Consider the following 24,956-nt stretch of genomic DNA (forward strand, 5'->3'; position numbering starts at 1 on the left):
CTCCGGATCGGCAGTCTTTTTGATCTCACACGATTTGCGCATTAAAGTATATCTATTTCTCGTTTGATTTTGTATGATAGAGACAAATCAACTATTGTTCCGGCCATTGATCGGAGCTACAAGGAGTCCTAATCCATGCCTCGTCAACAACTATTAAAACAGTTTCGCAATTTTCATGATGCTTCTACAAGTATTTTAAACATGATGAGTCAATTCATTCATATGAATACACTGTTTATTGCTAAAAATGATCAAAACACCAATCAGATTGTGAAGGTGCTAAATCATGACGAGCAGCTTCTTGAAGAAGGGGAAGAAAATCCTTACGAGAAGACATTTTGCAAGCTGGCGGTCGATCATCGCGATACGCTGTTGATCCCTGATATCCGCTTGGACGAGCGTTCAAAAAACTTAGACGTCACGAAACAGCTGCAAGGCGGCTCATTTATTGGGGTTCCCATCGATTTTACTGATGGTACGAACTACGGAACCATTTGTGGACTTGACCTAAGGCCGCAGCAATTTACAGAAGAGCATGTTCATATGTTTGAAACGATGGCATCTTTGTTGAGTTACGTCTTAGAACTCGACCAGGCCAATCGGCAGATTCAGCAATTATCTGTACCGATCGTACCTGTTGTTGACGGTGTCGCCGTGCTCCCTCTTCTTGGTGATATCGAAGAGACACGTGCGCAGCATATTTTAGAAACCATTTTACAGGAAAGTTACAGGCTGTCGCTCTCTCATTTGGTCATTGATGTTTCAGGGACAAAACGACTCAATGAACAAAGCATTCAATACTTGGTCAGCTATGCACAAACGTTAAGACTGTTAGGCATTTCAGCTGTTTTAACAGGAATTAAGCAAGACCTTGCGCTGAGTGCGATTCAATCGAATATTTCATTTAAAGACATCACCATTCGTAAGGATTTACCGCAGGCACTTGCTCATATCGGCCTAACGTTCTCCAAAACAGAATGATGAAGATACACCAAAAAGGGCTAAACGGAGTTTAGCCCTTTTTCTTCTTTTCAGCGTGATAGAAAACCTTTGCAGTCTAGGAAAGACGAGTACCGGCGCGGAGCGAATTTCACCGGCACGCAGGACTGACACCGAATGCGAGGGTTTGTCTACACGCTGAGGCTAAACAGAGTTTAGCCCTTTTCCTGTGGAAGCGGTAAACGAATGATAAATGTTGTTCCCTTATGTTTTTCACTTTTTAAATCAATCTGTCCGTCGTGCAAGTCCACAAGCTGCTTGACAATCGACAGGCCAAGTCCGTATTCTCCATATGGTGTATTCGTTCTCGAAATATCCGCTTTATAAAAACGTTCCCAAATGTGTTTGACTTCTTCGGGTGCAATGCCGATTCCCGTGTCTTCTACTTCAATGATCGTTTCCCCATTCTCTTCTTTCCCTCTCAAAGAAATACGGCCGCCTTCTGTAAATTGGATGGCGTTCTTTGTGATGTTGACGAGGATTTGAATGAGCCGGTCATAATCTGCGTATACCTTTTGTTCAGGGTGAACCTCTACCATGAGCTGATTGTTTTTCTCTTCAGCCATTCGGCTCAGCTGCTCCTTAATCACTTCAAACGTATCAATGAGTGGATAGTGAAATTTTTGAAGGGTGATTTGATTCGACCTGATTTTCTCATAATCCATATTTTCATTGACGAGACGCAGCATTCGTTTTGTCTCATCAGTGATGAGCGCATAGCATTTCTCTTTCTCTTCTGCCGGCACATCCGCAGTATTCAGCCATTCGACCAATCCTCGAATGGTCGTCAGCGGTGTTTTCAATTCGTGAGACACATCCGCAATGAATTGGCGTCTCCGTTTTTCAAGCCGGTCAATTTCCTCTCTTGACCGTTGAAGACGATTGGCCATCATATTAAAATCCTCACCTAGTGTGCCAATTTCATCAAGGTGTTTGTTTTCAAGATGAATGTTGTAGTCACCATGCGCAATTTTCTCAGTTGCCTCTCTCAGTTTTTTGATACGATTCACATGGAACTTCGACAGAAACAGGCTGAGAATAAAGGTAATCGTCAATGCCACAAACACGATGATATATAAATACCGGTTCATTTGAGCAATCAGCTCTTCTGCTCCTTGAATAGGAGCTATGAGCACCACCCCGCCCTTCAGCTTTCCGTCTTCCATGACAGGAAGTGCCACAAGTGATGCTTCTTGATCAAGCCGGCGCGAATCACTTCGCTTGACAATGATTTCTTCTCCTTTTGCAAGCTTGGCCCACAAATCTTTTGTGAGTAACGCTTCATGCGGTGGCATCTCTTGCTGCTGAGACAACACAGTCCCTTTTTCATCAAAGACGAAAAAACGGATTTGTCTTGTCGAAAGAATGTCTTCAAATGGACGCAAACGGAAGTTCATCTCGGCTTTCGACAGTTGTTTAAAATTCTCCAAAATTTCATTCCCATACGAACTCATTTCGTCTACCCTATTTTGATAGGCAATATCTTTTACAAAATGAGACATGAGGGTGCTGATAATAATGATGGCAATGAGCAATAACCCAAGGTGACTAATCAGCAACTGGTAAAAATATTTAATCTTCATCGAACTTATACCCTACGCCCCATACCGTATACAGAAAGGGCTTAGGTCCGTCTCCGATTTTTTGGCGCAATCGTTTAATATGAACATCAACTGTTCGTTCATCACCATAAAATTGGTATCCCCAAATTTGCTCCAGCAATTGTTCTCGTGAAAATACTTGCCGAGGATGCTGAATAAAAAAGCACAGCAGATCGTATTCCTTTGGCGTTAAATTTTCGATCCGTTTCCCCTCTAGAAACACTTCTCTCGTTTTTTTATCTAACTGAAAATGTTCGGTCTCTAGCCGTTCATCCTCTTTCGCTCCTTCTTCAGTAGATGTTGTTTGAGCAAAACGTCGTTTCACTGCTTTGATTCTTGCCATTAAGGTGAGCGGACTAAAGGGTTTTGTCACATAATCATCTGCCCCAAGATCGAAGCCCAGCACCTGATCAGATTCCGTTTCCTTTGCTGTCAGCATAATAATCGGAACATCACTGATCTGGCGTACTTTTTGACAAATGGTCAGACCATCCATTGAAGGAAGCATGACATCTAAGATGAGCAGATCCCAATCCTCCTCTTGCTTAAATCGATTCAATCCTTCTAATCCATCATGGACGAATTCCGCTTGAAACCCTTCTCGTTGAAAAAACATATCCGTCATTGTACAAACACTCTGGTTATCTTCAATCATTAATATTTTCATCATCAGCCTCCGCTGTTGCCTTTGTTTTTCTTTATGTAGCTTTATTTTACATGTTCCTTCTCAAATCTCAATTGGATTGATACGATTTCATGAACTTATCATGCTTTGGTCATCTTTTATTCATACTTTTTGATGGAGTTGACATTTTGGGGAATCACATTGTTCTTTTTTAATATCGTAGAATGGAAAAATGAAGGAATTGTAGAGGATAGTCTAAGATGAGGACAGTGTCATTTACGTTCTTTGAGAAGAAGAAGTCTCCCATGAAGTAAAAGAATGAAATGACACGCTTCCTGATCATTATAAATGGTCTATATAAAACAGTTTGGAACTGGTCATGCATATCGAGGGCGGTATGTCCTAACGAAGCTAATTGTGATTTTCTATAAGGCACCCCATTTCGATGCGAATTTCCTTTTTCTTTATATCTTCATTTGAATAAGAGTTGACATTTAATCCAATCAGTTGAAAGCCATTTTTCAAATAAAACTGGATAGCTGGAAAATTGGATGATTGGGTTTCTAATACAATCATTCTAACTCTCAATTCACGAGCGCGTTTTTTTGCCATTTTAATGAAAGTGCTGCCAATACCTTTTCTTTTAAATTGTTTATCCACATATAAATCATGAATGAGTAATGTATTATTCCATTTCATGTGTTGAATGACTATAATTCCAGTTTCTTCACCATTCATCTCTGACACGTAAACCTCTGAACCCTCTTTATATGGATCGAAAATCTCCTCTTTTAAATTTTTTTTAACTGGCGCTTCAAATACTTCTTCTGTAAGGGAGATGTTCCAACCATTGTGACTGGTTTCCATATGAATATCATAGTATTTTTCAGATGTATATTGATAATATACTTGTTTTCCTTTAGGATAATTTTTTTGATAGATACGACGAATCGTTAACATTTCATACTCCCTTCATTTCAATGATTTAAATCTTTAATCGTACTACTAAATTCGTCGATTTGCGATTTGATACCTTTAAAAATACACCTAAAAGATAAAACTCGTTTTGCCTCTGTCATAGAATAGGATCGTTTTTAAATGTGATTGTTGTAGATCAAGATCAATTGTTACCTGACGAAGAGAATATCTTCTTTGACGTCATAAGTGTATTCACTCTTATAAGAATAAGGACATTTAAAAAGCTCATCTCCAAAGATGAGCTTTTTTCATATCACACGAGCAACTTCAGATAAGCAGCGTCATTCCCCTCTTCAACCGCCTGTAAAAGCTGCTTTGCCTGTGATGTGCTGGTGACGCTGCTTAACTTTTGTATGATGTCTTCTGTCGATAACGCACAGCCTGGTGCTCCCCGAGGGATATCGACCCGTTTGCTGATGGTGGTGCCGTCAGATAAGGTGAGCTTTACAATCGTAAATCGTCCTTTTGGCACTGCGTCTGGATGGGGTTCTATCGTTTGATCATATACTCTATTTACCCGCTTCATCCATGTCCGCAGCTCTGGTGAAATGGCTTTTTTCGTAAAAGCATCCAGTGATAAAGGTTGTCCAAACACCGCTAGTGCGATGACATACTCGACACTAAATCGTCCCTCTTCTCCCGTCAAAGGTGTCCGCTCCGTGAGTGCGGCATCTCCGCCAGGCGGAAACATGATGTCGACCTGTTCGATCTTCCCCTGTAAGGAAGAGTGTTCTTGTACCAATGACTCGATCGCATCAGCTGCATGATGCGCCGCTGAACAGAACGGATACACTTTAAACCATAGGCCTGGCGACACGATACGCCACGCAGTGCCATAGTCGTCTAGCAGACGTCTTTCCGCTAGTTTCTGATCCCCATAGAGAGAAAAGAAGCCCAGCTCTCCATCCAGAAGCGATTCACTCCCGCCAAAACCTGAACAAGCTAAATCCATGGACCATACGGCTGTTTTAGCGGCGAGGCCAGCTTGTAATGGTTTCATATCAGTCCCAAACTGCTTTCGCATTCCAGCTGATTGCGCACCTGCAAAGCCGATCGCTTTCGCCAGCTCTTTCTGTGAAACTTGTTTCAAATAACCAATCGCACAGACTGCTGCAATGGCTCCGAGAGTTCCCGTATTATGCCAGCCCCGCTCATAGTGCGACTTGCCGATGGATTCACCTAGCCTTGCCATTACTTCGACGCCAGTAATGTAGGCTGCTAGAAATCGATCACTGTACGCCTCCCCGTTGGTCAGCTGGGAAAGCAAGGCCGGGATGATGACCGCACTTGGGTGTCCTCTCACATCAGAATGCACATCATCATAATCAAGGGCGTGAATCAGGTAGCCATTTAGCATGGCCGCGGATTGACGGCTGACCTTCTTCCCTTGTCCAATGACAGGAATTTGAGCCGCGCCGCCTTCTTGTTCCACCAGCGCCATGAGCTTCTGAATCCCTTCATCCTCTTTTGCAGCAAGCGCTGCTGCCGCAGCGTCTAACAAACCGTTTCGAGCCATTTGAACGGCCTGTTGATCTTGCAGCGGATCAGCAGAGAGCACTGCCTCTGCGAGCTGTTTCGTTAGTTCCATGATCTTGACTCCAATGCCCGAACCGCAAGCTCGGTAAAGAAGGCAGCGGCAACAGGGAGTGCGTCTTCATTTAACGTAAAGGCAGGGTGATGCCATTCCTCGGTACCGCTCGTCCCCATCCAGACGAAAAAGCCTGGAATGTGCTCTTGGTAAAGGGCAAAGTCTTCTCCGCCTGGTGACTGTTCTGCCTCCACTACTGCGAGATCAAGCGCTCCTGCCGTTTCTTCCACAACCTTTGTCAAACGCTCGTCATTCATCACAGAAGGTAAATACGGATGCCATTTCACTTCTGCCTTTGCGCCAAATCCTTCTGCGATACCGCTCACGATCTGTTTCATGAGATCTGGAATCATCGCTCTCACTTCAGGTTCAAACGTCCGAACGGTCCCTTCCATCTCGACGCGATCAGGTATCACATTCCATGATGTGCCGCCTTGAATACGTGTGATGCTGACAACAGCATGATGTAAAGAACTAATGCGGCGGCTGACAATTTGCTGTAGGGCGCTTGTGATCTGACCGCTGATGGCAATCGGATCAATTGTGTGATTTGGAATTCCAGCATGACCACCCGTTCCTTGAATGTCAATTTCAAAGCGATCGACACTCGCCATTAATGCTTTTTCTCTTATCCCGATGGTGCCAACTGGCAGGTTAGGTTTATTGTGCATACCAAATATCGCATCCACTCCATTTAAGACGCCTGCCTCTATGACGTGTTTCGCTCCTTGCGCCACTTCCTCAGCCGGCTGGAACAAAATGCGGACTGTTCCCTTGAGCTCATGTTTCCGTTCGTTTAATAGGACGGCCGCACCAAAAATCGAAGCGGTATGGAAATCATGGCCGCATGCATGCATTTTCCCTTGTATCTTTGAAGAAAATGGTTCGCCAGATGCTTCTTCAATTGGAAGTGCGTCAATATCGGCTCTCAGAGCAATCGTTGGTCCCTCTTGTTCTCCTTTGATTTCACAAACGACCCCTGTTTGAAGGTCTGGGAAATCGAGCACTGTGATCCCTTCCTCTTCTAACCAGCCTCGTAGTTTTTTTGTCGTTTCATACTCTTCAAATGCTAGCTCTGGATGCTCATGAAGCGCTCGGCGTATGTTAATTAAACGTTTGTTTAAAGCTTCATTTTCTATTGATTTCACTGATACTCACCCCTCTAAAGAGTAAAAAGCAGCTTATGCTTCTTCAGCCGCTGCTTCTTTTTGGATAAATCGTTTTGTTCGTTCATTCTTCGTTTCGTCAAATAGTTCGGTTGGCGTTCCCTGCTCAATGATATGACCATCTGCCATAAAAATCACATGATCTGCTACTTCTCTTGCAAACGCCATTTCATGTGTCACGATGATCATCGTTGTTTCTTGAATGGCAATGGATTTAATGACTTGAAGCACACCTGAGACAAGTTCTGGATCGAGTGCTGATGTTGGTTCATCCAGCAAAATCGCATGTGGATCAACCGCTAAGGCTCGGGCAATCCCGATTCGCTGCTGCTGACCGCCGGATAGTGTGACCGGGTAGCTGTCAGCTTTTTGTTCTAGCCCTACTTGTTTCAATAGCTTCATACCGATCTCATTTGCCTGCTGTTTTGTCATTTTTTTCGTCACAAGCAGTGACTCTGTAATGTTTTGCAGGGCTGTTTTGTTTTTGAATAAATTATAGTTTTGAAACACCATGGCCGTTTGCTGACGCAGGTGATGGGCTTCTTTACGTGTATATTTAGACGCATTCAGCTTCGCATCGCCAATTTCAATCGTACCTTCATCTGGCGTTTCTAATAGATTTAGACAGCGCAGCAATGTTGATTTACCGGAGCCAGAAGGTCCGATAATGGCCACAACCTGCCCTTTTTGCACGTCAAGATTAATTCCGTCTAAGACGACAAGGTCGCCGAATGATTTTTTCAAATTGGTGAGCTTGATCATGTCCACACCTCCTTAATTCCGGTAAGGTTTGCTGATTTTTCGTTCAAATAGGTCTTGTAGGAAACTATAAATGATGGTGAGTACCCAATACACAATGCCAACCGCTAAATACGTTTCAAAGTACTTATAGTTGGCCGATGCAATCATTTTCCCTTGCGCAAACATTTCTGCCACCCCAATGGTAAAGGCAAGCGATGTTTCTTTTAAAAGTCCAATAAAGGTATTCCCCGTCGCTGGAATGGCATTTCTGACGGCCTGCGGGAAAATAATTCTGACGTAAGACTGCCATCTTGTCATGCCGACAGATAAACAGGCCTCAAGCTGCCCTTCATCCACTGAATTAAGAGCCGCTCTAAAAATTTCTGCTAAGTACGCTGAGTTTTTAATACTTAAACCGATAATGACCGCTGTTAAGGCATCCATTGAGGTCATCGCAGGGAATAGCTGCGGAAGACCAAAATAAATGAGAAAGAGCTGAACCAAAGTTGGAACCGCTCTGAAAAAAGAAATATACAGCTTGGCAAATTGGTATAAGACAGGTATCCGGTTTTTCGTTATAAGCGCGAATACCACACCAATGATAATGGCAAATACCATGGAGACAATCGCCATGAAGATCGTTATCGGCAAGTATTGAATCAAGGTTGGAAAAACCGTCACCATATACTGCCAATCAATGTGATTCATGTCTGCTTTTCACCGCCGCTGTTGTTATTTTTTAATTGGAACTGTGACATCATCTTTGAAATATTTCTCAGACAATTTCTTCAGTGTTCCGTCTTCTCTTAATTCTTTGATCGCTTGATTGAATTCTTCTCTTAGCTTGTCGTGCTTTTCATCTTTGGCAAATGGGTAGCCGACTTCTTCATATACGATTGGGTTGCCGACGATTTTGAGTGGAAGTCCTGTTTTTTCAATTTGAGCTAACAAGACACTGCGTCCGTTGACGTAAGCATCTACACGGCCATTTGCGACTTCATTTAAGACACCGTCTTGTGTTTCATATGTTTTAATGTTGATTTTCTTGTCTGGGTCTTTGCTCTCTAGGTTTTTGGCATGGTTTGAGCCAAGAACAGCCGCCACCGTTTTTCCTTTTAAGTCGTCAAGTCCTTTAATGTCCTTGTTGTCCTTCTTGACAATGATTTGTGTTCCTGCGTATGCATACGTATCTGTAAAGTTGAACGTTTGTTTACGCTCATCTGTAATCGCAACTTGGTTTGATACGGTATCCAGCTTACCAGATGTCAGCTGGCCCATCAGTCCGCTGAATTCACTCAGCTGCCAGTCTAGTTTGTAACCTAGCTTTTTCGCAATGGCTTCTGTGACCTCGACATCAAATCCTACTAGTTTGCCGTTTTCTTTATAAGCAAATGGATAGCTTTGGCCTGTAGCGCCCACTTTAAGCACTTTCTCGTCTTTGCCTTCACTCTGATTGCCCCCGCCGCATGCCGCTAACACCGCAAGCATTGCCGCAAATAAAACAACTAGCCACTTTTTGTTTTTCATGTTCGTACACCCTTCTTTCCTCTTATGGTTGTGTAATATCTGATCTTAATTGTTTTTTAAAATAAATGGTGATATGGCCTTTGCCTAGATCCTTTTCACCTGCTCTGATATAGCCTTTACGCTCATACATGTCCATGAGCCACGGATGCTTATCAGCTGTCCCAAGAGAGACAAACGGTACCTTTAGTGTGTCCCTTAGCACTTCAGTTTCAACCCACTCAAGCAAGGCTGAGCCTGTGCCTTTTTTTGCCGCTGGTTCTGAAGCAAACCACCATATATGCGGAACGCCGAATGGTCCTGGCTGTTCTCCCCAAGGCATACGGAGTGATAAGGTGGAGAGAAGCTCTCCGTTTTCTTCCATTACATAGCAAAGGTTCTTTTGTACATTTTTCTGAACGAGGGCGACATCTGCATGTGCTGCTTGGAACTGGATGCCGAGCTCACGAATCGGTTCATAGGCTCTTGTTGTCAGTTCAAGCAGCGCTTCTATATCATCCTCAGTTGCCAGACGAAACGTATATCCCAACGTTAGTCACCTCACCTTTATGTCGTGTAGCGATTTTTTGGCTGTTTTAATCCGAGATTTTCTCGTAAAGTTTTTCCTGTGTATTCTGTTTTGAACAGGCCTCTTTCCTGAAGGATCGGAACGACGCGGTCTACGAAGGCATCAAGTCCTTCTGGCAATAATGGCGGCATCACGTTAAAACCGTCAGCTGCTTCCTCAACGAGCCATGTCTCCATCACATCTGCTAGCTGCTCTGGTGTTCCAATGAAGATATGGTGCCCACGGGACCCTGCAACAGATTGGTAGAGCTGGCGAATGGTCAGGTTGTCCTTTCTCGCCATATTCATCACAAGGTCAAAGCGGCTTTTCACGGCATTTGACGCGCTTGGATCAATCTCTGGAAGCGGTCCGTCTAGTGGATACTGCGAAAGATCAATACCCCCTAAGTAGTTTTGTAAAATGCTAAGGCCGATTTCTGGAACAATCAGCTCTTGTAATTCTTCATACTTCGCTTTTGCCTCTTCTACTGTATCGGCAATGATTGGGAAGATGCCCGGCATGATGCTGACATCCTCTCTAGCTCGTCCAGCAGCCTCTACTTTTCCCTTCAAGCTTTGGTAAAATTCCTTCGCTTTGTCGAGATCGTTTTGTGCCGTAAAAATAAGCTCAGCCGTTTTAGCCGCAAGCTTTTGACCATCTTCAGAAGACCCTGCTTGAATGATCACTGGCTGTCCTTGAGGGGTGCGTGATACATTAAGCGGACCCCGTACGGAGAAGAATTCACCTTTGTGCTGCAGCTCATGAAGCTTACTAGGCTCAAAGAATTCTCCTGTTTCTTGGTTTCTGATAAGTGCGTCCTCTTCCCAAGAATCCCACAAACCTTTGACGACATCGACGAATTCTTCAGCTCGTTCGTATCGTTTGTGGTGTGCTAAATGCTCTTCTCCGCTAAAATTTTTCGCTGTTTCTTCAATAGAAGATGTGACCACATTCCATGCTGCTCGTCCGCCTGATAAATGATCGAGTGAGGCAAACTGTCTTGCAATATGGAATGGCTCACTGTATGTAGTTGATGCTGTTGCTGCTAAACCAATTGTTGAGGTAGACTCTGCAATCGAAGAAAGCAGGGTGAGCGGTTCAAATCTCGTTAATACATTTGGATGAGATGTATGATTAATTGATAAGCTGTCGGCTAAAAAGAGCAAATCCAGCTTCCCTTCCTCGGCCTTTTTCGCTAATTGTTTAAAGTAATCAAGATTCATGGCTGCGTCTGGTACTGCTTTCGGATGTCTCCAAGAGGCGACATGATGTCCAGTTCCCGCGATGAATACGCCTAGCTTGAGCTTCCGTTTCGGCTGTGACACTTGTTCTTCATCCTTTCTATATCTTCCTTGTATCAAGTGATTATTTTACAAGATACATTTTTCTGATTGAATTAATCGGTTTTATCCATAAAAAAAGGGCAAATGTTGTGAAAAATGAAAAATAATTATTACTATATGCCCTTTTTACATGATTGTCAACCGCCTTCTGAACCTCCAAAAAAAGGGATTCACAGGCGTTTACGGTGGATCAATTTCAATATTTCCGATGAGCCGGTCCGTGGAGTGTGTCATCAATTGACTGCGCTCTAGTACGTTATGGGCAATCACCGAATGAGTGGAAGATGTGGTGCGGACGGCAATCGCTTTTTGAGGAGAGAGATTAATGATGTTATTCCGCAGCACACGTGCTGAGACAACTTCATCAAGAAAAACGGCTGTCGGCTGTCCGATTGAACGATTTAAATAAAAGCGGTTATCACCAATTTGGGGTGAGCCATTTTTAATATACATCACCACATATAAGGACGTTTCTTCAAAGGAATTGTCTTTAATCTCTAAAGGAGCGGTCGTATTGCTGTAAACGGCGTAGTTTTGAAAGTGCTTAAAACGATTCTGCCATATGAAAGCCTTTGCATTTCCTGTCACGCTGATCGTATACGAAGATGCGAGCTGTGAATGTCCTTCTTGAATAAAGTGATTGCCGTTGATCCCCGCTTCTCCCTCCTGCACCCATATCCCTCGACTGAATTCCTTGAATTGATTATGCTGAATTAAGATATTCGTTCCTCTGACCATCGCCGCATCGATGACAGAGTAGACGGTATTGTTTGAAAAAACAATGCTGTCTGATTGATAAATACGCAGCGATGTACTTCTAAGCCGTGTGTTCGTCCCTGACTCAATATGGTTTCCTTCTATTAAAATACGATTGGCCATATAGACAGACACAGCCGCATCTTCAAAAAGACTGATTTTATTACCTGTGATGTGCACGCTGTCTCCCCTCACATCAATACCCTTTTCAAATCCTTCAATCATATTGCCAATAATGATCACATTGTTTTCCGATTGATCAAGCGGCACGCCTAAGCTCGTAATCCCTGCTTTTGTCACGCCCCCTCCCACTGCACGAATCAAATTATTCGCAATGATCATTTCAGTGGCGAAGCCATAGGAGATACTGCTGTCCGTTTGATTGCCTTCAATGATCACACCATAGCCGTTGAAATTATAGATAGAGCTGGCTGCGCCGCCTCTGACTATGTTGTTTCGAATTTGAATATTCAGCGGTTCCTCCAAGTTGGTCGCATTTTCTCCGTATCCTTCAATATCAATGCCCATTTTTGGCTCGACCCCGTTTACCCCTGCCCTTTCAAGCAAACAGTCTTCCACAATGACACCATCACAGCCTGTAATAGAAATATTGTTTCGCCTTGAATCAGTGATGGTGCAGCCAGAAATATGAATTGACGAAGCAGGCGAGTACGATTCGATATGGGTCAATAAACCGTGCGGACTGACAATGATACCGTCTCCCGTACAATTGTTGATTTGAACACGATCGATATTCACATGGGAAGCACCTTCAATACACACCCCGAAGCCCCATTCATGTGTTTTTCTTTCTGGCGGGAGCGCCTTGTACACATGCTCATCACGGTCGCCTTCAATCCGCCCGCCCCGAATGGTCACATGCTCTACCTCTCCTATATAAAAGGCTGCATATCCCCACGAATCATTTGGTTTCACTTTGATGACGGCATCTGATGCCATCTCAATACAAATATGACTTGGCACTCGTATGCCGGCATGACGAAAAGGAAAAAATTGATCCCCCCTGTACACCGCATCTATTAGATACGTTCCACTCGGCAACCAGACGTGGGAGTAGCCCTGTGCTTTTGTCCATTCCAGGCATTCGTTCAGTTTCGCTGTACAGTCCGTTTTCCCGTCAGCAATCACGCCAAAGTCTAATACATTGACAATGGGTTTCTTCAGATCAGATTCATTTACATCCCCCAATGAAAACCCCTCCTTTTTACACATGTCCTCTTGTCATCCTATGCATGTGGGAAAGGTTTGCTTGTACGATATTTCAAATTTTATATAAATTCTTCTGGAATAACTTTCCGATGATTTTCACTTGAGCGAATTTTTCATCTTTTTGAGTCTTTACGCCTATTGAACTAACATTTTCCTGTTTTAGAATAGTTTTATATTGACACAAGAACTATACAAGAATATCATTTTTCTCATATCTCTTTTTTTAAGAAAGGATCTATGCCATGTCTACAATTGACCACGATAAAATTGTTAAAAGTGTTCCTCAAAAAGGGTTTTTTGGACATCCTAAAGGACTTTACACACTGTTTTTCACTGAATTTTGGGAGCGTTTTTCTTATTATGGCATGCGTGCACTGCTTATTTATTATATGTACACAGAGGTGACAAAAGGCGGTCTTGGCTTCGACCAGACAACCGCTAATTCGATCATGTCTGTCTATGGTGCGCTTGTCTACATGTCAGGCATTATTGGCGGATGGCTTGCCGACCGGGTATTTGGTTCGTCCAGTACGGTCTTTTATGGCGGGGTATTCATTATGCTTGGTCATGTCATTTTGGCACTGCCTAGCGGAGCAACAGCGCTCTTTATTAGTATGGGGCTGATTATTATTGGAACAGGTCTCCTAAAGCCGAACGTATCAAACATAGTCGGTGACCTGTATACAAAAACAGACCCCCGCAGGGATTCTGGATTCAGTATTTTCTATATGGGGATCAACATGGGTGGTTTTATCGCCCCATTAATTGTCGGAACACTCGGTCAAAAAGTGAATTTCCACCTTGGTTTCTCACTCGCTGCCGTTGGTATGCTTGTTGGACTGATTACGTTTGTCATCACGAAAAAGCCGAATCTTGGACTTGCCGGCACTTATGTCACAAATCCACTATCAGCTGCTGAACGCAAGAACTTCAAAATTTTCGGTACATTGATCGTGATTGTACTTGCTGTTTTTGCTGTCATCGGTATTCAAACAGGAGCGCTCACGATTAATCTATTCACTTGGTTTGTCAGTGTCCTTGGTGTGCTGATTCCAATTGTTTATTTTATTGTGATGTATTTTAGTAAAAAAACGAGTGCAGTGGAGCAGTCGAGGGTACTCGCTTATATTCCATTGTTCCTAGCTGCGGTGATGTTCTGGGCCATTCAAGAACAAGGCTCAAATATTTTAGCCACATATGCAGATCAGCGAACAAACTTGAATTTCCTTGGCATGACATTAGCCTCTTCTTGGTTCCAATCATTGAACCCAATCTTTATTGTGCTCCTGTCACCAGTATTTGCTTGGTTATGGGTCAGACTCGGTAAGAAACAGCCGTCTACCCCGATTAAATTCTCACTTGGCCTTCTGTTCGCAGGATTATCCTTTATCATCATGATCATTCCTGCCTACATGTCTGGACCACATACACTTGTAAGCCCACTATGGCTCGTTCTAAGCTTCTTCCTTGTCGTCATCGGAGAGCTTTGCTTATCACCAGTTGGGCTGTCAGCCACAACAAAACTGGCACCTGCTGCCTTCTCAGCGCAAACGATGAGCCTTTGGTTCCTTTCAAATGCAATGGCACAGGCCATCAATGCGCAAGTGGTCAAGCTATTTGATAAAGTGCCAGAAACCGTCTATTTCGGGATCATCGGCATGCTCGCCATCATTTTATGTGGCGCTATGCTCCTGCTTACACCGGTGATTAAGAAAGCGATGAAGGGCGTGCATTAAATTGAAAAAGAAGCCTCCCAAATGGGAAGGCTTCTTTTTTTGAATTAAAACCGAATCTCATCATCTCCGTGGATTTGCAGCTGGAGCGGTTCACTTTTCACCTGATGTTTTTTCACATAGCGGTGATAGACAACATATCCAATGATCATGAGCGGTACGCCGACATACAGCCCAATCCGCTGCTCCGCATCAAAGGCAAGACTGATTAGCACAATCGAGTTCAGCGTGATCGCAATAATCGGCAGTGCCGGATAAAGAGGGGTTTTAAATTTTAGGTTTTCCAGCTTTCCGCCTGCTTTCAAATATCTTCTGCGGAAAAGCAGCTGTGATAATGTAATCGTAATCCAGCCGGTTTGGGCACTCATGCCCGCAATAGACACGATCCAAGCAAAAACGGTTTTCTCTGCAAAGAATCCTGATAATAACGAAATACCTGTAAACAGGAAAGTGAGCAGTAAGGCATTCATCGGGATCCCCCGCTGATTGACTCGTCTAAACGCCTTCCCTGCCATTCCTTCCTTCGACAAAGAGTACAGCATTCTCGTAGAGGCATATAGGCCAGAGTTCGCCACAGATAATAAAGCAATGATAATGACAAAGTTCATGATATCTGCCGCATAAGGAATGCCCGTTCTCTCAAACACAGTGACAAATGGGCTTTGCAGCACACTCGCTTCTTTCCAAGGCACCATACCCGCTAAGACAAAAATAGATAAAACGAAAAAGACAAGGGTGCGCCAAACCGTCTGATGAATCGAGCGAGGTACGGTTTTCTCCGGATTTTCACTTTCTCCTGCCGCAATCCCGATCAGCTCCGTCCCTTGAAACGAAAAATTCACCGTGATCATCGTGACGACAACGGCCAGCAAGCCATTCGGAAACAGGCCGTCACTCACAAAATGACTAAAGTAAGGAGCTGGTTCCCCGCTCGTCGTTTGAATAAAACCAAACATCGCCGCTCCACCTACGCCAATAAATAGTAAGATGGCAACAATCTTAATGGTTGAGAAGAAAAACTCCGACTCCCCGAACGCTTTCGCTGATCTGGCATTTAATAAGAACAAACACAGCCCAAATATGAGACACCAAATCCACACATCCACTTGTGGAAGCCAGCGTCTCATCAGCTGCCCTGCTGATAAAAATTCCAGCGCCACGGTGGCTGCCCAGCCAAGCCAATAAATCCAGCCAACAGCAAATCCTGCTGCAGGACTCACAAATTTCGTCGCATACGTATGAAACGACCCCGACACAGGAAGCGCGACTGACAGCTCTCCAAGACACAGCATGGTTAAATACATAATCAATCCGCCCACTATATAGGAAAGAACAGCTCCAACTGGCCCTGCTTGTCCAATCGTATAGCCTGTTCCAAGGAAAAAGCCTGTCCCAATGACACCGCCAAGAGAAATCATAAATAAATGGCGGGAGGTCATCGCCCTTTTCAATTGTTCGGGCTGATTTTGTCCAACATCCACAATGATGCCCTCCTTCTTCTAAGATGTTCTGTTATCAAAACATGTCTCCATGTGATTATTCCATTTTCAAAACAACCTACTAATTATACATCTTTTATAATAAATATGCTTCCTTCTATCGTCACTGTTACAAAGTCTTTATTTTAGTAATGTTCGCACAACTATACGGTGATTCTGATCATTTGATAGGATGCCTTATATCCAAAAGAATTGCACGAAAAAACCAGCATGCAAACTTACATGACACACTGGTTTCATTTCCCTCTATTCGAGTCTCATTTCAAACAGTCATGAGTCATTTTTCTTTTGTAGATACTCTTTGATAAAAACATCTATTTCTTGAAAGCAGCGATTTTTAGATTCAGCGTGAAAAGTCGTAGAATCTGGATTGGCGAACCCATGCTGCCCCTTTACTATTTTCACGCAAAGCTTTTCCTTTTTCTCCAAAACATTCGCAACTTCCCGAGGGTTAAAAGATACTTCAACTTCCGGGAAAAATAACAGTGTATTGCAGGCAGGCGTCATATCGAGAAAATCTCTTATCCGTGAACCATAAAATCCAATGACTCCGGTAAACAACTGATCATATTGGCTGCATTGCCAAGCAATTGTTGCCCCCACACTAAAACCTATCAGACATATGTCTCTCTCTGCATTTTTCGTTTTTAACTCTTTTGCCACATTCAATACGATCGTTACCGATTCATCAAAACCAACTTTATTCATAAAGTAGTCATATGCCTCATTCTCACTGGCATGAGGGAAGTGTTTAGCCTGTCCTAATAAATGAGGACAATAAACCTCAAAACCAGCTTTGTCAAAATGATCGATCATACTCTTCATATGATCATTTATTCCGTATATTTCGTGTACTAAAATCATGACAGGTTTTTGTTTCGATGTATGCAAATGATCACACTTCCCTTTTATTCCGTTTGTTCACTGGAGAATCGTGTACTTTAAAAAGTCATTTAAGTCGACTGATCAACACCCACATAAACTTCTTTTGATGTGAAAATCATAGCATATTTTACCATTAAGTAGTCTATCTCACATTCTCATCAATCGAACTCTCTTCATCATCGTTTGAGAATGCGTTTGGTTTTATCCACCTTTTGTTTTGGGTATAGTTCTATCGTTTATCCGTTCAACCAGTTCAAGGCATAAAGTTGGTGAGATTCGCTCAAGCTAGTTTCAAATGCTTTACTTTTAGGTTGCTTCTCTGTAAGATCATATGTTGTAAATACCAACAAGAAAAGTGGGGAATAAAATGAAAAAAATGTTCTTTGCCATTATTTTAGGCGCTTGTGTTGCATTGATCACAGCATGTGGATCAGCTGCAAACGACAGCGCAAATAAACAATCTGGGTCTAAGGAATCAGGTGACCTTTGGAAGTCCATTCAGGATAAAGGCGTATTAACCATCGGTACAGAAGGTACATATGCTCCTTTCACCTTCCATGACAAAAAGACAGATAAATTAACTGGCTATGATGTCGAGGTCATCACAGAAGTCGCAAAACGTCTTGACTTAAAACCAGAATTCAAAGAAACACAATGGGACAGCATGTTTGCTGGTCTGAATTCAAAACGTTTTGATGTGGTAGCGAACCAAGTTGGTAAAACTGGACGTGAAAATCAATATGATTTCTCTGATAAATACACAACATCTCAAGCCATTGTTGTGACAAAATCAGATAACAATGACATCAAGAAACTTTCTGATGTGAAAGGCAAAAAAGCAGCACAATCATTAACAAGTAACTATAACAAATTAGCTACAGATGCTGGCGCTAAAATTGAAGGGGTTGAAGGTCTTGCACAATCCATTCAATTGATTCAGCAAGGGCGTGCTGATTTGACGTTCAATGACAAATTGGCTGTCTTGAATTACTTGAAAACAAGCGGTAACAAAAACCTAAAAGTTGCATTTGAAACAGGAGATCCACAAGAAACGTATTTTGCCTTCAGAAAAGGCAGCGGCGAAGTCGTTGACAAAGTGAATGGCGCACTAAAAGAAATGAAGAAAGATGGTACACTCGCTAAGATTTCTAAGAAATGGTTTGGTGAAGATGTTACAAAATAATATCCTCGGAGTCGTCATTCCGTGGGATCTTCTTCAGCAATCTTTTTGGCCAATGGTGATGCAGGGAATTTATTATACAATTCCCCTCGCCATCATTGCTTTTATCATTGGTCTTTTTATCGCGCTTGTGACAGCTCTTGCTAGAATGTCTAAAATCAAAGCGCTCAGATGGATTTTTTCTATCTATGTGTCGGCTGTTCGCGGAACGCCGCTTTTTGTGCAATTGTTTATTATTTTCTATTTCTTTCCGACATTTAATATCACACTTGATCCATATCCAAGTGCTATCATCGCTTTTTCTTTAAACGTAGGTGCGTATGCTTCGGAAATTATTCGTGCATCCGTCCTATCTGTTCCAAAAGGACAATGGGAAGCGGGGTATTCGATTGGGATGACCCATCGCAAAACGCTCGTCCGCGTGATTTTACCGCAGGCAGTGCGTGTATCGATTCCGCCGCTGTCTAATTCATTCATTAGTTTGGTGAAAGATACATCGCTTGCCTCCCAAATCCTCGTGGCAGAGATGTTCCGTAAATCACAGGAAATTGCTGCGGCGAACTTGGATCAAATTTTATTTATTTATATGGAAGCAGCCCTGATTTATTGGGTATTCTGCTTCATTCTATCGCTCGTTCAACACCAAATTGAAAAACGACTTGATCGATATGTCGCAAGGTAAGGAGGGAACGACATGCTAACAGTCAAAGGCTTAAACAAATCCTTTGGTGAAAATGAGATTTTAAAGTCGATTGATTTTACGATCAACAAAGGGCAGGTTGTGGCGATTCTTGGTCCATCAGGTTCAGGAAAAACAACGATGCTTCGCTGTTTAAATGCACTTGAAATTCCAAATGCCGGCTCCTTTACCTTCGATGATTTCTCGATTGATTTTTCTAAAAAAAATAAACAAGCTGATTTGCTCAAGCTTCGCCGGAAGTCAGGCATGGTGTTTCAAGATTATCATCTGTTCCCACATCGCACTGTTCTTGAGAATGTGATGGAAGGTCCAGTCCAAGTCCAGCGCCGTCCGAAAGAAGCGGTGCGAAAAGAAGCGATTCAGCTCCTGCAAAAGGTAGGACTTGAGGATAAAAAAGATTTGTATCCCTTCCAGCTGTCAGGTGGTCAAAAGCAGCGTGTCGGCATTGCCCGTGCACTTGCCATTCAGCCAGAGCTTATGCTTTTTGATGAACCAACCTCTGCGCTTGATCCTGAGCTTGTCGGAGAAGTCTTAAAGGTCATGAAAGATTTAGCGAAAGAAGGCTGGACGATGGCGGTTGTCACACATGAAATCAAGTTTGCCCAAGAAGTGGCGGACGAAGTGATTTTTATTGATGGCGGCGTGATCGTCGAACAAGGTCCTCCTGAAGAAATCTTCAAACGACCAAAGGAAGAACGAACAAAACAATTCTTAAATCGGATTTTGAATCCAGTATGATCAAAAAGGCTGTTCTCATCATGTGAGAACAGCCTTTTTTTATATCTCTTTTTGCAGCCGCAGCGCTAGTAAATCTTGCAGGAGCAGTCTCGCTCCCTCTGGGCTGACAACTACACCGCCTGACAGCGCCTTATTGGAACAGGTGACTTGCCCTGTAACGATACAAGGTTTATCCTGCCAATAAGGCTTTATCACAATGTGACTTTCTTCTTGATAGATTTCAATAAAATCTTGTGGATGAATTTTCAACCGTTTTCTTATATCTGTCGGCAGGACAATTCTTCCAACGTTATCTATATACTTTACATCTTCTTTATTTAACAAATTGACCCCCCCTGCATCTCTAGATATGATATAGAAGATTCCCTGTTTATCAAGGGATTAAGCGCTCTAATCGGTTAATGAAAAGAATGAGCTGCAGGCTGCTCCAGTGGCTAAACACGCTTCCCATATATAATATATCTGTTTGGCGCAGGCCCAATGAAAGAAAAAGGATAACATGTGGTGAGGACAAGTTCTTCCTTTTCCTGTTGTAGTGTAATAATACTTTGATCATCTTTTTTCACAATCTTTGTTTTCTCAATTTCATAGGTAAACCGACCGTATGAAAGCTCTATGACAAGTTGATCCCCTTTCACAAGTTCTCCTGTTCGTCTAAACACAGTATCACGATGCCCAGATAAAACGATTTGTCCCTGTTCGTTAGGAAAATAGCTCTCGTGATAATGACCCACTCCCTTTGCCAAATCCTCCGCCGCTGTTCCTTCTACAATTGGTAACTCAGCGTTTAACTTTGGAATGTGCAAGAGCCCAATGGTTTCACCAGCCTCCGGCACAAAAGAGGAATCCATTTTCCCCTTTTGCTGGATGGCTGCTTGCGCTGACTGGAATGATTGATCTACTTGTCTTTGTCCATCAACGATTTTCATATATCCTACAATCACAAGACAAATACCTGCTGTAATCAATAGAGCTGAGATGATTTTTTGAAACATGGACGATTATCCGTTTCTTTTTCTTCTTTTCCATACAATAAGGGATGCACCTATTAGTACAAGTGCAAATCCTGCTAGTAAAAGGTTGTACATCTCTGTTGCAGTGTTCGGAAGATGATGACCAGGTGTATCCGGTTCTGAATGAGAAGGCTGCTCTGGATTTGCTGGCACCTCTGGCACATGCGGCGGTACTACCGTTGTTGAGTTTTCAGGTTTGTCTGGTTCGTCAACATTATCACCCTTCACAACTGCGATATTTTGAATGGTTTTACCTTCAGTTCCTTTCGCGACCTTCGCTTCAAAAGTCACCGTATGCCAGTCCGTATCTTTGATATCGCCAAATTGACCGGTCACTGTGCCTTTTGTGTAGTCTCCGTTGTCGTCATCTTTTGCATCTGTGACGGCTTGGTCATCTACTTTTAATGATCCTTCGACATATTCAAGACCTTCTGGCAGTTGATCTGCGATCACTAAATCTTTGATGATACTGTCTTCTACACTATTTTTTGTTTTGATGGTGTAAAGGAGAGTGTCGCCTACTTGTACTTCTTTTTCATTTGTATTGCCTTCTGCTTTTTGAGAGATCTCAGATGTTTTTTCTGATTCAAGCTTTGGATCTCTTGGATCAATGTTTGTTTCGGTTGTCGGCTCATCTGGCGGTGTGTTTTCGCCTGTTACTTTTGCTGTGTTTTGAATGGTTTTACCTTCAGATCCTTTCGCGACCTTTGCTTCGAAAGTAACCGTATGCCAGTCCGTATCTTTGATATCGCCAAATTGACCGGTCACTGTGCCTTTTGTGTAGTCTCCGTTGTCGTCATCTTTTGCATCTGTAACGGCTTGGTCATCTACTTTTAGTGACCCTTCGACGTATTCAAGACCTTTTGGCAGTTGATCTGCGATGACTAAATCTTTGATGACACTGTCTTCTACACTATTTTTTGTTTTGATGGTGTAAAGAAGAGTGTCGCCTACTTGTACTTCTTTTTCATTTGTATTGCCTTCTGCTTTTTGAGCAATCTCAGATGTTTTTTCTGATTCAAGCTTTGGATCTCTTGGATCAATGTTTGTTTCGGTTGTCGGCTCATCTGGCGGTGTGTTTTCGCCTGTTACTTTTGCTGTATTTTGAATGGTTTTCCCTGATTGTCCTTTGGCTACTTTCGCCTCAAACGTCACAGTATGCCAGTCCGTGTCTTTGATATCACCAAATTGTCCGGTGACTGCGCCTTTTGTGTAATCTCCGTTGTCGTCATCTTTTGCGTCTGTGACGGCTTGGTCATCTACTTTTAATGATCCTTCGACATATTCAAGACCTTTTGGCAGTTGATCTGAAATCACGAGATTTTCGACGATGCTGTCCTCTTCAAGGTTCTTTGTTTTGATCGTATACAGAAGGGTATCTCCTACCTGTGGTGTTTTTTCATCTGTGTTCCCTTCTGCTTTTTTCTGAATGCTCGCTGTCTTTTCTGATGCTAGTTTTGGTTCACGAGGATAAATTTCTGTATTCGTTGTTGGATCATCTGGCGGTGTGTTTTCACCTGTTACTTCGGCAGTGTTTTGAATGTCTTGACCAGCCTGTCCCTTTTCAACTGTGACTTCAAACGTCACGGTATGCCAGTCTGTGTCCTTCACATTACCAAAATAACCTGTGACCTTTCCATCTGTGTAGTCTCCGCTATCGTCGTCTTTCACATCTGTGACAGATTCTCCATCAATTTCAAGAGACCCAGCGACATACGTCAGCCCTTTTGGTAATTGATCTGAGATCACTAGATTTTCCACAAGGCTGTCTTCTATCGTGTTCTTTGTTTTAATTGTATAAAGCAGGGTATCTCCTACTTCTGGATGCTTCTCATCTTTGTTACCTTCAGCTTTTTTCTGCAAGACCGCTGATTTTTCTGATTCCAGCTTTGGATCACGAGGATAGATTTCTGTTTTTGTTGTCGGATCGTCTGGTGGTGTGTTTTCACCTGTGACACTCGCTGTATTTTGAATGTCTTTGCCAGATTGTCCTTTTTCAACCGTCACTTCAAATGTCACGGTATGCCAATCTGTATCTTGAATGTCACCAAATTGTCCTGAAATGGTACCATCTGTGAAGTCTCCGTTATCGTCATCCTTTGCGTCAGTGACTGCCTCTCCATCCACTTGAAGTGAATCCGGCACATACGCTAATCCTTCCGGCAGTTCGTCTGAGATCACTAAATTTTCAACGAGACTGTCTTCTATCGTATTCTTTGTTTTAATCGTATAAAGAAGTGTATCACCGACCTCTGGATGCTTATCATCTGTATTGCCATCTGCTTTTTTCTGCAAGACCGCTGATTTTTCTGATTCAAGCTTTGGGTCACGAGGATAGATCTCTACATTCGTTGTCGGCTCGTCTGGCGGTGTGTTGCCGGTTGTGACATTCGCTGTATTTTGAATATCTTTGCCTGCCTGGCCTTTTTCAACTGTGACTTCAAACGTCACGGTATGCCATTTCGTATCTTTCACTTCACCGAACGTTCCAGTGACAGTTCCATCTGTCATATCACCGTTGTCGTCATCTTTTACATCTGTGACTGGATTTCCATCTACCTGAAGTGAATTTGGTACATAAGATAATCCTTGAGGTAACTTGTCAGAAATGACAAGGTCTTCTATTACACTATCTTCAACAGCGTTACGGGCTTGAATGGTATACAGCAATGTGTCCCCTACTTCTGGGTGCTTCTCATCTGTATTCCCATCTGCTTTTTTCTGTAAGACCGCTGATTTTTCTGATTCAAGCTTCGGATCACGAGGATAAATTTCTATGTTTGTTGTTGGATTGTCTGGCGGTGTGTTTTCCCCTTTGACATTCGCTGTATTTTGAATATCCTTGCCAGCTTGCCCTTTTGCTACTTTCGCTTCAAATGTCAAGGTGTGCCAATCGGTGTCTTTCACATCACCTATTTGACCTGTCACAGTACCGTTTGTAAAATCACCTTTGTCTTGATCCTTTGCATCTGTTACGCTTGTGCCATCTACCTTAAGAGATCCAGAAACATAGGTTAAGCTGCTCGGAAGATTATCTGATATGATCAGGTTTTTAAGAATGCCGAATTGCACCGTATTTTTTGCTCTAATTGTATAAAGCAAAGTGTCGCCTACTTCTGGATGCTTTTCATCTGTGTTGCCTTCTGCTTTTTTCTGTAAAGCAACAGATTTTTCTGATTCAAGGTTAGGGGGATATGGATCAAATTCAGGCTTCACCCTTGAAGCTAAGTCGTAAGATAACGAATCACCTACAGTGCCCATATATGTTGTACTTAATGTTTTCGCATCAAGTGTAAAAAGAGTAGAATGACCAATAGAGTCATCTTTTCCTGATTGTAATAGCATTTGTCCATTTGGCAAAAAGCTAATTCCTCGTACTCCTCCCTCAATCGGTTTACCATCTGCATTTGTGATTGGAATCACTCGAATGACTTCAGCTGTTTCAGGATTCATTTGCGCAATAGATCCACTGGTATTAGATGCGAACCAAAGATAGCCATCCTTATCGACGACAAGGTCTCCGCCAATGTCTCCGCCAATGCCAGGGCCAACGTCATAACCGACAATTTTCTTGGACGTTTTTTGACCAGTTGCTAAGTCGTACGTTGCAAGGTAGGGTTCTCCATCAACCGCATACGAATGAATATATTTACCGTTATAAACAACGGCATTAGGCGCTCTTCCGCCTAAAACACCTACACGCTCTGCTTGTCCAGTGGTCGCATTTATTTTATAAAGAACTGGCTCTCCACTTGCTGTCGTAGTTGCATACACAGTGTTTTCTTGATCATTCACAGCAACACCGTTCACTACAGTCGAATTAATTCCCTTCACCTGTACACTAGCCTTTACGTTTGTTGGATTTTGCCCATCAAGCTGATAAAGAACTAACTTCCCATTTCCAATCATGTAGGAATCTGCGTTATTGACAACCACTGTCCCAGCGGCTTTCGTAACAGGTGGCGAAACTGTTAATAAATTCCCAGCAATCAGCACCAATATTAGAAATAATTGACTCGTTCTTTTTAATATGTTCATTTTTTGACATCCCCTTTTCCCTGCTCTAAATCATAATGGTATGTACCAGTTCACCTCCCACACTTTGGTAAA

General features: G+C 42.8%; 21 protein-coding genes. 5 read left to right on the plus strand and 16 right to left on the minus strand.

Going from position 1 to position 24,956, the window contains the following annotated elements; all coding sequences use genetic code 11:
- Window positions 1-135: 135 nt before the first annotated feature.
- The gene (locus MHH23_RS19270) at window positions 136-981 is read left to right on the plus strand and encodes a GAF domain-containing protein (protein WP_024720194.1); all 846 of its coding nucleotides are present in this window, start codon (window positions 136-138) and stop codon (window positions 979-981) included.
- A gap of 173 nt (window positions 982-1,154) precedes the next feature.
- Here the strand turns inward: MHH23_RS19270 and MHH23_RS19275 are convergent, their stop codons facing one another.
- The 11 genes from MHH23_RS19275 to MHH23_RS19325 all read right to left on the minus strand — a co-directional run bounded on the left by MHH23_RS19275 (window position 1,155) and on the right by MHH23_RS19325 (window position 13,077).
- Window positions 1,155-2,582, minus strand: coding sequence for a sensor histidine kinase (locus tag MHH23_RS19275; RefSeq protein WP_007498154.1), 1,428 nt, complete (start codon window positions 2,580-2,582; stop codon window positions 1,155-1,157).
- Window positions 2,572-3,267: a response regulator transcription factor gene (locus MHH23_RS19280; RefSeq protein WP_046527591.1), complete on the minus strand. Its 696-nt coding sequence runs from the start codon at window positions 3,265-3,267 to the stop codon at window positions 2,572-2,574. The genes MHH23_RS19275 and MHH23_RS19280 overlap by 11 nt, the downstream gene beginning before the upstream one ends.
- Before the next feature lie 369 nt (window positions 3,268-3,636).
- Complete coding sequence (locus tag MHH23_RS19285; RefSeq protein WP_327855069.1) at window positions 3,637-4,185, minus strand: GNAT family N-acetyltransferase; 549 nt, start codon at window positions 4,183-4,185, stop codon at window positions 3,637-3,639.
- Window positions 4,186-4,456: 271 nt separating this feature from the next.
- Window positions 4,457-5,791 (minus strand): MmgE/PrpD family protein, encoded by a 1,335-nt coding sequence (locus tag MHH23_RS19290; RefSeq protein ID WP_024720191.1) that lies wholly within the window; start codon window positions 5,789-5,791, stop codon window positions 4,457-4,459.
- Window positions 5,782-6,939 carry an amidohydrolase gene (locus tag MHH23_RS19295; RefSeq protein ID WP_340960085.1) on the minus strand — a complete coding sequence of 386 codons (1,158 nt, stop codon included), beginning with the start codon at window positions 6,937-6,939 and terminating at the stop codon, window positions 5,782-5,784. The genes MHH23_RS19290 and MHH23_RS19295 overlap by 10 nt, the downstream gene beginning before the upstream one ends.
- 33 nt (window positions 6,940-6,972) lie before the next feature.
- Complete coding sequence (locus MHH23_RS19300) at window positions 6,973-7,719, minus strand: amino acid ABC transporter ATP-binding protein (protein ID WP_007498162.1); 747 nt, start codon at window positions 7,717-7,719, stop codon at window positions 6,973-6,975.
- Between the two features lie 12 nt (window positions 7,720-7,731).
- Window positions 7,732-8,406: an amino acid ABC transporter permease gene (locus MHH23_RS19305; RefSeq protein WP_007498163.1), complete on the minus strand. Its 675-nt coding sequence runs from the start codon at window positions 8,404-8,406 to the stop codon at window positions 7,732-7,734.
- 24 nt (window positions 8,407-8,430) lie between these two features.
- Complete coding sequence (locus tag MHH23_RS19310; RefSeq protein ID WP_007498164.1) at window positions 8,431-9,225, minus strand: amino acid ABC transporter substrate-binding protein; 795 nt, start codon at window positions 9,223-9,225, stop codon at window positions 8,431-8,433.
- Window positions 9,226-9,247: 22 nt separating this feature from the next.
- Window positions 9,248-9,751 carry a GNAT family N-acetyltransferase gene (locus MHH23_RS19315; protein ID WP_340960087.1) on the minus strand — a complete coding sequence of 168 codons (504 nt, stop codon included), beginning with the start codon at window positions 9,749-9,751 and terminating at the stop codon, window positions 9,248-9,250.
- Between the two features lie 17 nt (window positions 9,752-9,768).
- Window positions 9,769-11,094, minus strand: a complete 1,326-nt coding sequence (locus MHH23_RS19320; RefSeq protein ID WP_160758159.1) for an LLM class flavin-dependent oxidoreductase — start codon at window positions 11,092-11,094, stop codon at window positions 9,769-9,771.
- Window positions 11,095-11,292: 198 nt separating this feature from the next.
- Entirely contained in the window at window positions 11,293-13,077 is a 1,785-nt protein-coding gene (locus MHH23_RS19325) for a right-handed parallel beta-helix repeat-containing protein (RefSeq protein WP_340960088.1), read from the minus strand.
- A gap of 263 nt (window positions 13,078-13,340) precedes the next feature.
- Here MHH23_RS19325 and MHH23_RS19330 point away from each other — a divergent pair, with 263 nt between their 5' ends.
- Window positions 13,341-14,834: a peptide MFS transporter gene (locus tag MHH23_RS19330; protein ID WP_136944919.1), complete on the plus strand. Its 1,494-nt coding sequence runs from the start codon at window positions 13,341-13,343 to the stop codon at window positions 14,832-14,834.
- Between the two features lie 44 nt (window positions 14,835-14,878).
- Here MHH23_RS19330 and MHH23_RS19335 read toward each other — a convergent pair whose 3' ends face one another.
- Together MHH23_RS19335 and MHH23_RS19340 are read right to left on the minus strand one after the other, a co-directional pair.
- Window positions 14,879-16,312, minus strand: a complete 1,434-nt coding sequence (locus MHH23_RS19335; RefSeq protein WP_041091095.1) for an amino acid permease — start codon at window positions 16,310-16,312, stop codon at window positions 14,879-14,881.
- A 288-nt stretch (window positions 16,313-16,600) separates the two neighbouring features.
- The gene (locus tag MHH23_RS19340) at window positions 16,601-17,221 is read right to left on the minus strand and encodes a dienelactone hydrolase family protein (RefSeq protein ID WP_268430324.1); all 621 of its coding nucleotides are present in this window, start codon (window positions 17,219-17,221) and stop codon (window positions 16,601-16,603) included.
- Window positions 17,222-17,582: 361 nt separating this feature from the next.
- Here MHH23_RS19340 and tcyA point away from each other — a divergent pair, with 361 nt between their 5' ends.
- Genes tcyA through MHH23_RS19355 form a run of 3 tightly spaced genes read left to right on the plus strand, consistent with a single transcriptional unit; the run spans window position 17,583 to window position 19,833 of the window.
- Window positions 17,583-18,398 carry a cystine ABC transporter substrate-binding lipoprotein TcyA gene (gene tcyA / locus MHH23_RS19345; RefSeq protein WP_007498178.1) on the plus strand — a complete coding sequence of 272 codons (816 nt, stop codon included), beginning with the start codon at window positions 17,583-17,585 and terminating at the stop codon, window positions 18,396-18,398.
- The gene (locus MHH23_RS19350) at window positions 18,385-19,077 is read left to right on the plus strand and encodes an amino acid ABC transporter permease (protein ID WP_008347286.1); all 693 of its coding nucleotides are present in this window, start codon (window positions 18,385-18,387) and stop codon (window positions 19,075-19,077) included. Before tcyA ends, MHH23_RS19350 begins: the two co-directional genes overlap by 14 nt.
- Window positions 19,078-19,089: 12 nt before the next feature.
- Window positions 19,090-19,833: an amino acid ABC transporter ATP-binding protein gene (locus MHH23_RS19355; protein WP_007498183.1), complete on the plus strand. Its 744-nt coding sequence runs from the start codon at window positions 19,090-19,092 to the stop codon at window positions 19,831-19,833.
- Window positions 19,834-19,872: 39 nt separating this feature from the next.
- Here the strand turns inward: MHH23_RS19355 and MHH23_RS19360 are convergent, their stop codons facing one another.
- From MHH23_RS19360 to MHH23_RS19370, 3 genes are all read right to left on the minus strand, one after another.
- The gene (locus MHH23_RS19360; protein WP_041508244.1) at window positions 19,873-20,157 is read right to left on the minus strand and encodes an AbrB/MazE/SpoVT family DNA-binding domain-containing protein; all 285 of its coding nucleotides are present in this window, start codon (window positions 20,155-20,157) and stop codon (window positions 19,873-19,875) included.
- Window positions 20,158-20,267: 110 nt separating this feature from the next.
- Window positions 20,268-20,828, minus strand: coding sequence for a class D sortase (locus tag MHH23_RS19365; protein ID WP_039166256.1), 561 nt, complete (start codon window positions 20,826-20,828; stop codon window positions 20,268-20,270).
- A 6-nt stretch (window positions 20,829-20,834) separates the two neighbouring features.
- Window positions 20,835-24,884, minus strand: a complete 4,050-nt coding sequence (locus tag MHH23_RS19370) for an isopeptide-forming domain-containing fimbrial protein (protein ID WP_340960090.1) — start codon at window positions 24,882-24,884, stop codon at window positions 20,835-20,837.
- Window positions 24,885-24,956: the final 72 nt, after the last annotated feature.

Origin of the sequence: Bacillus sp. FSL K6-3458 (assembly GCF_038005045.1) — a bacterium.
Taxonomy (GTDB): domain Bacteria; phylum Bacillota; class Bacilli; order Bacillales; family Bacillaceae; genus Bacillus; species Bacillus altitudinis.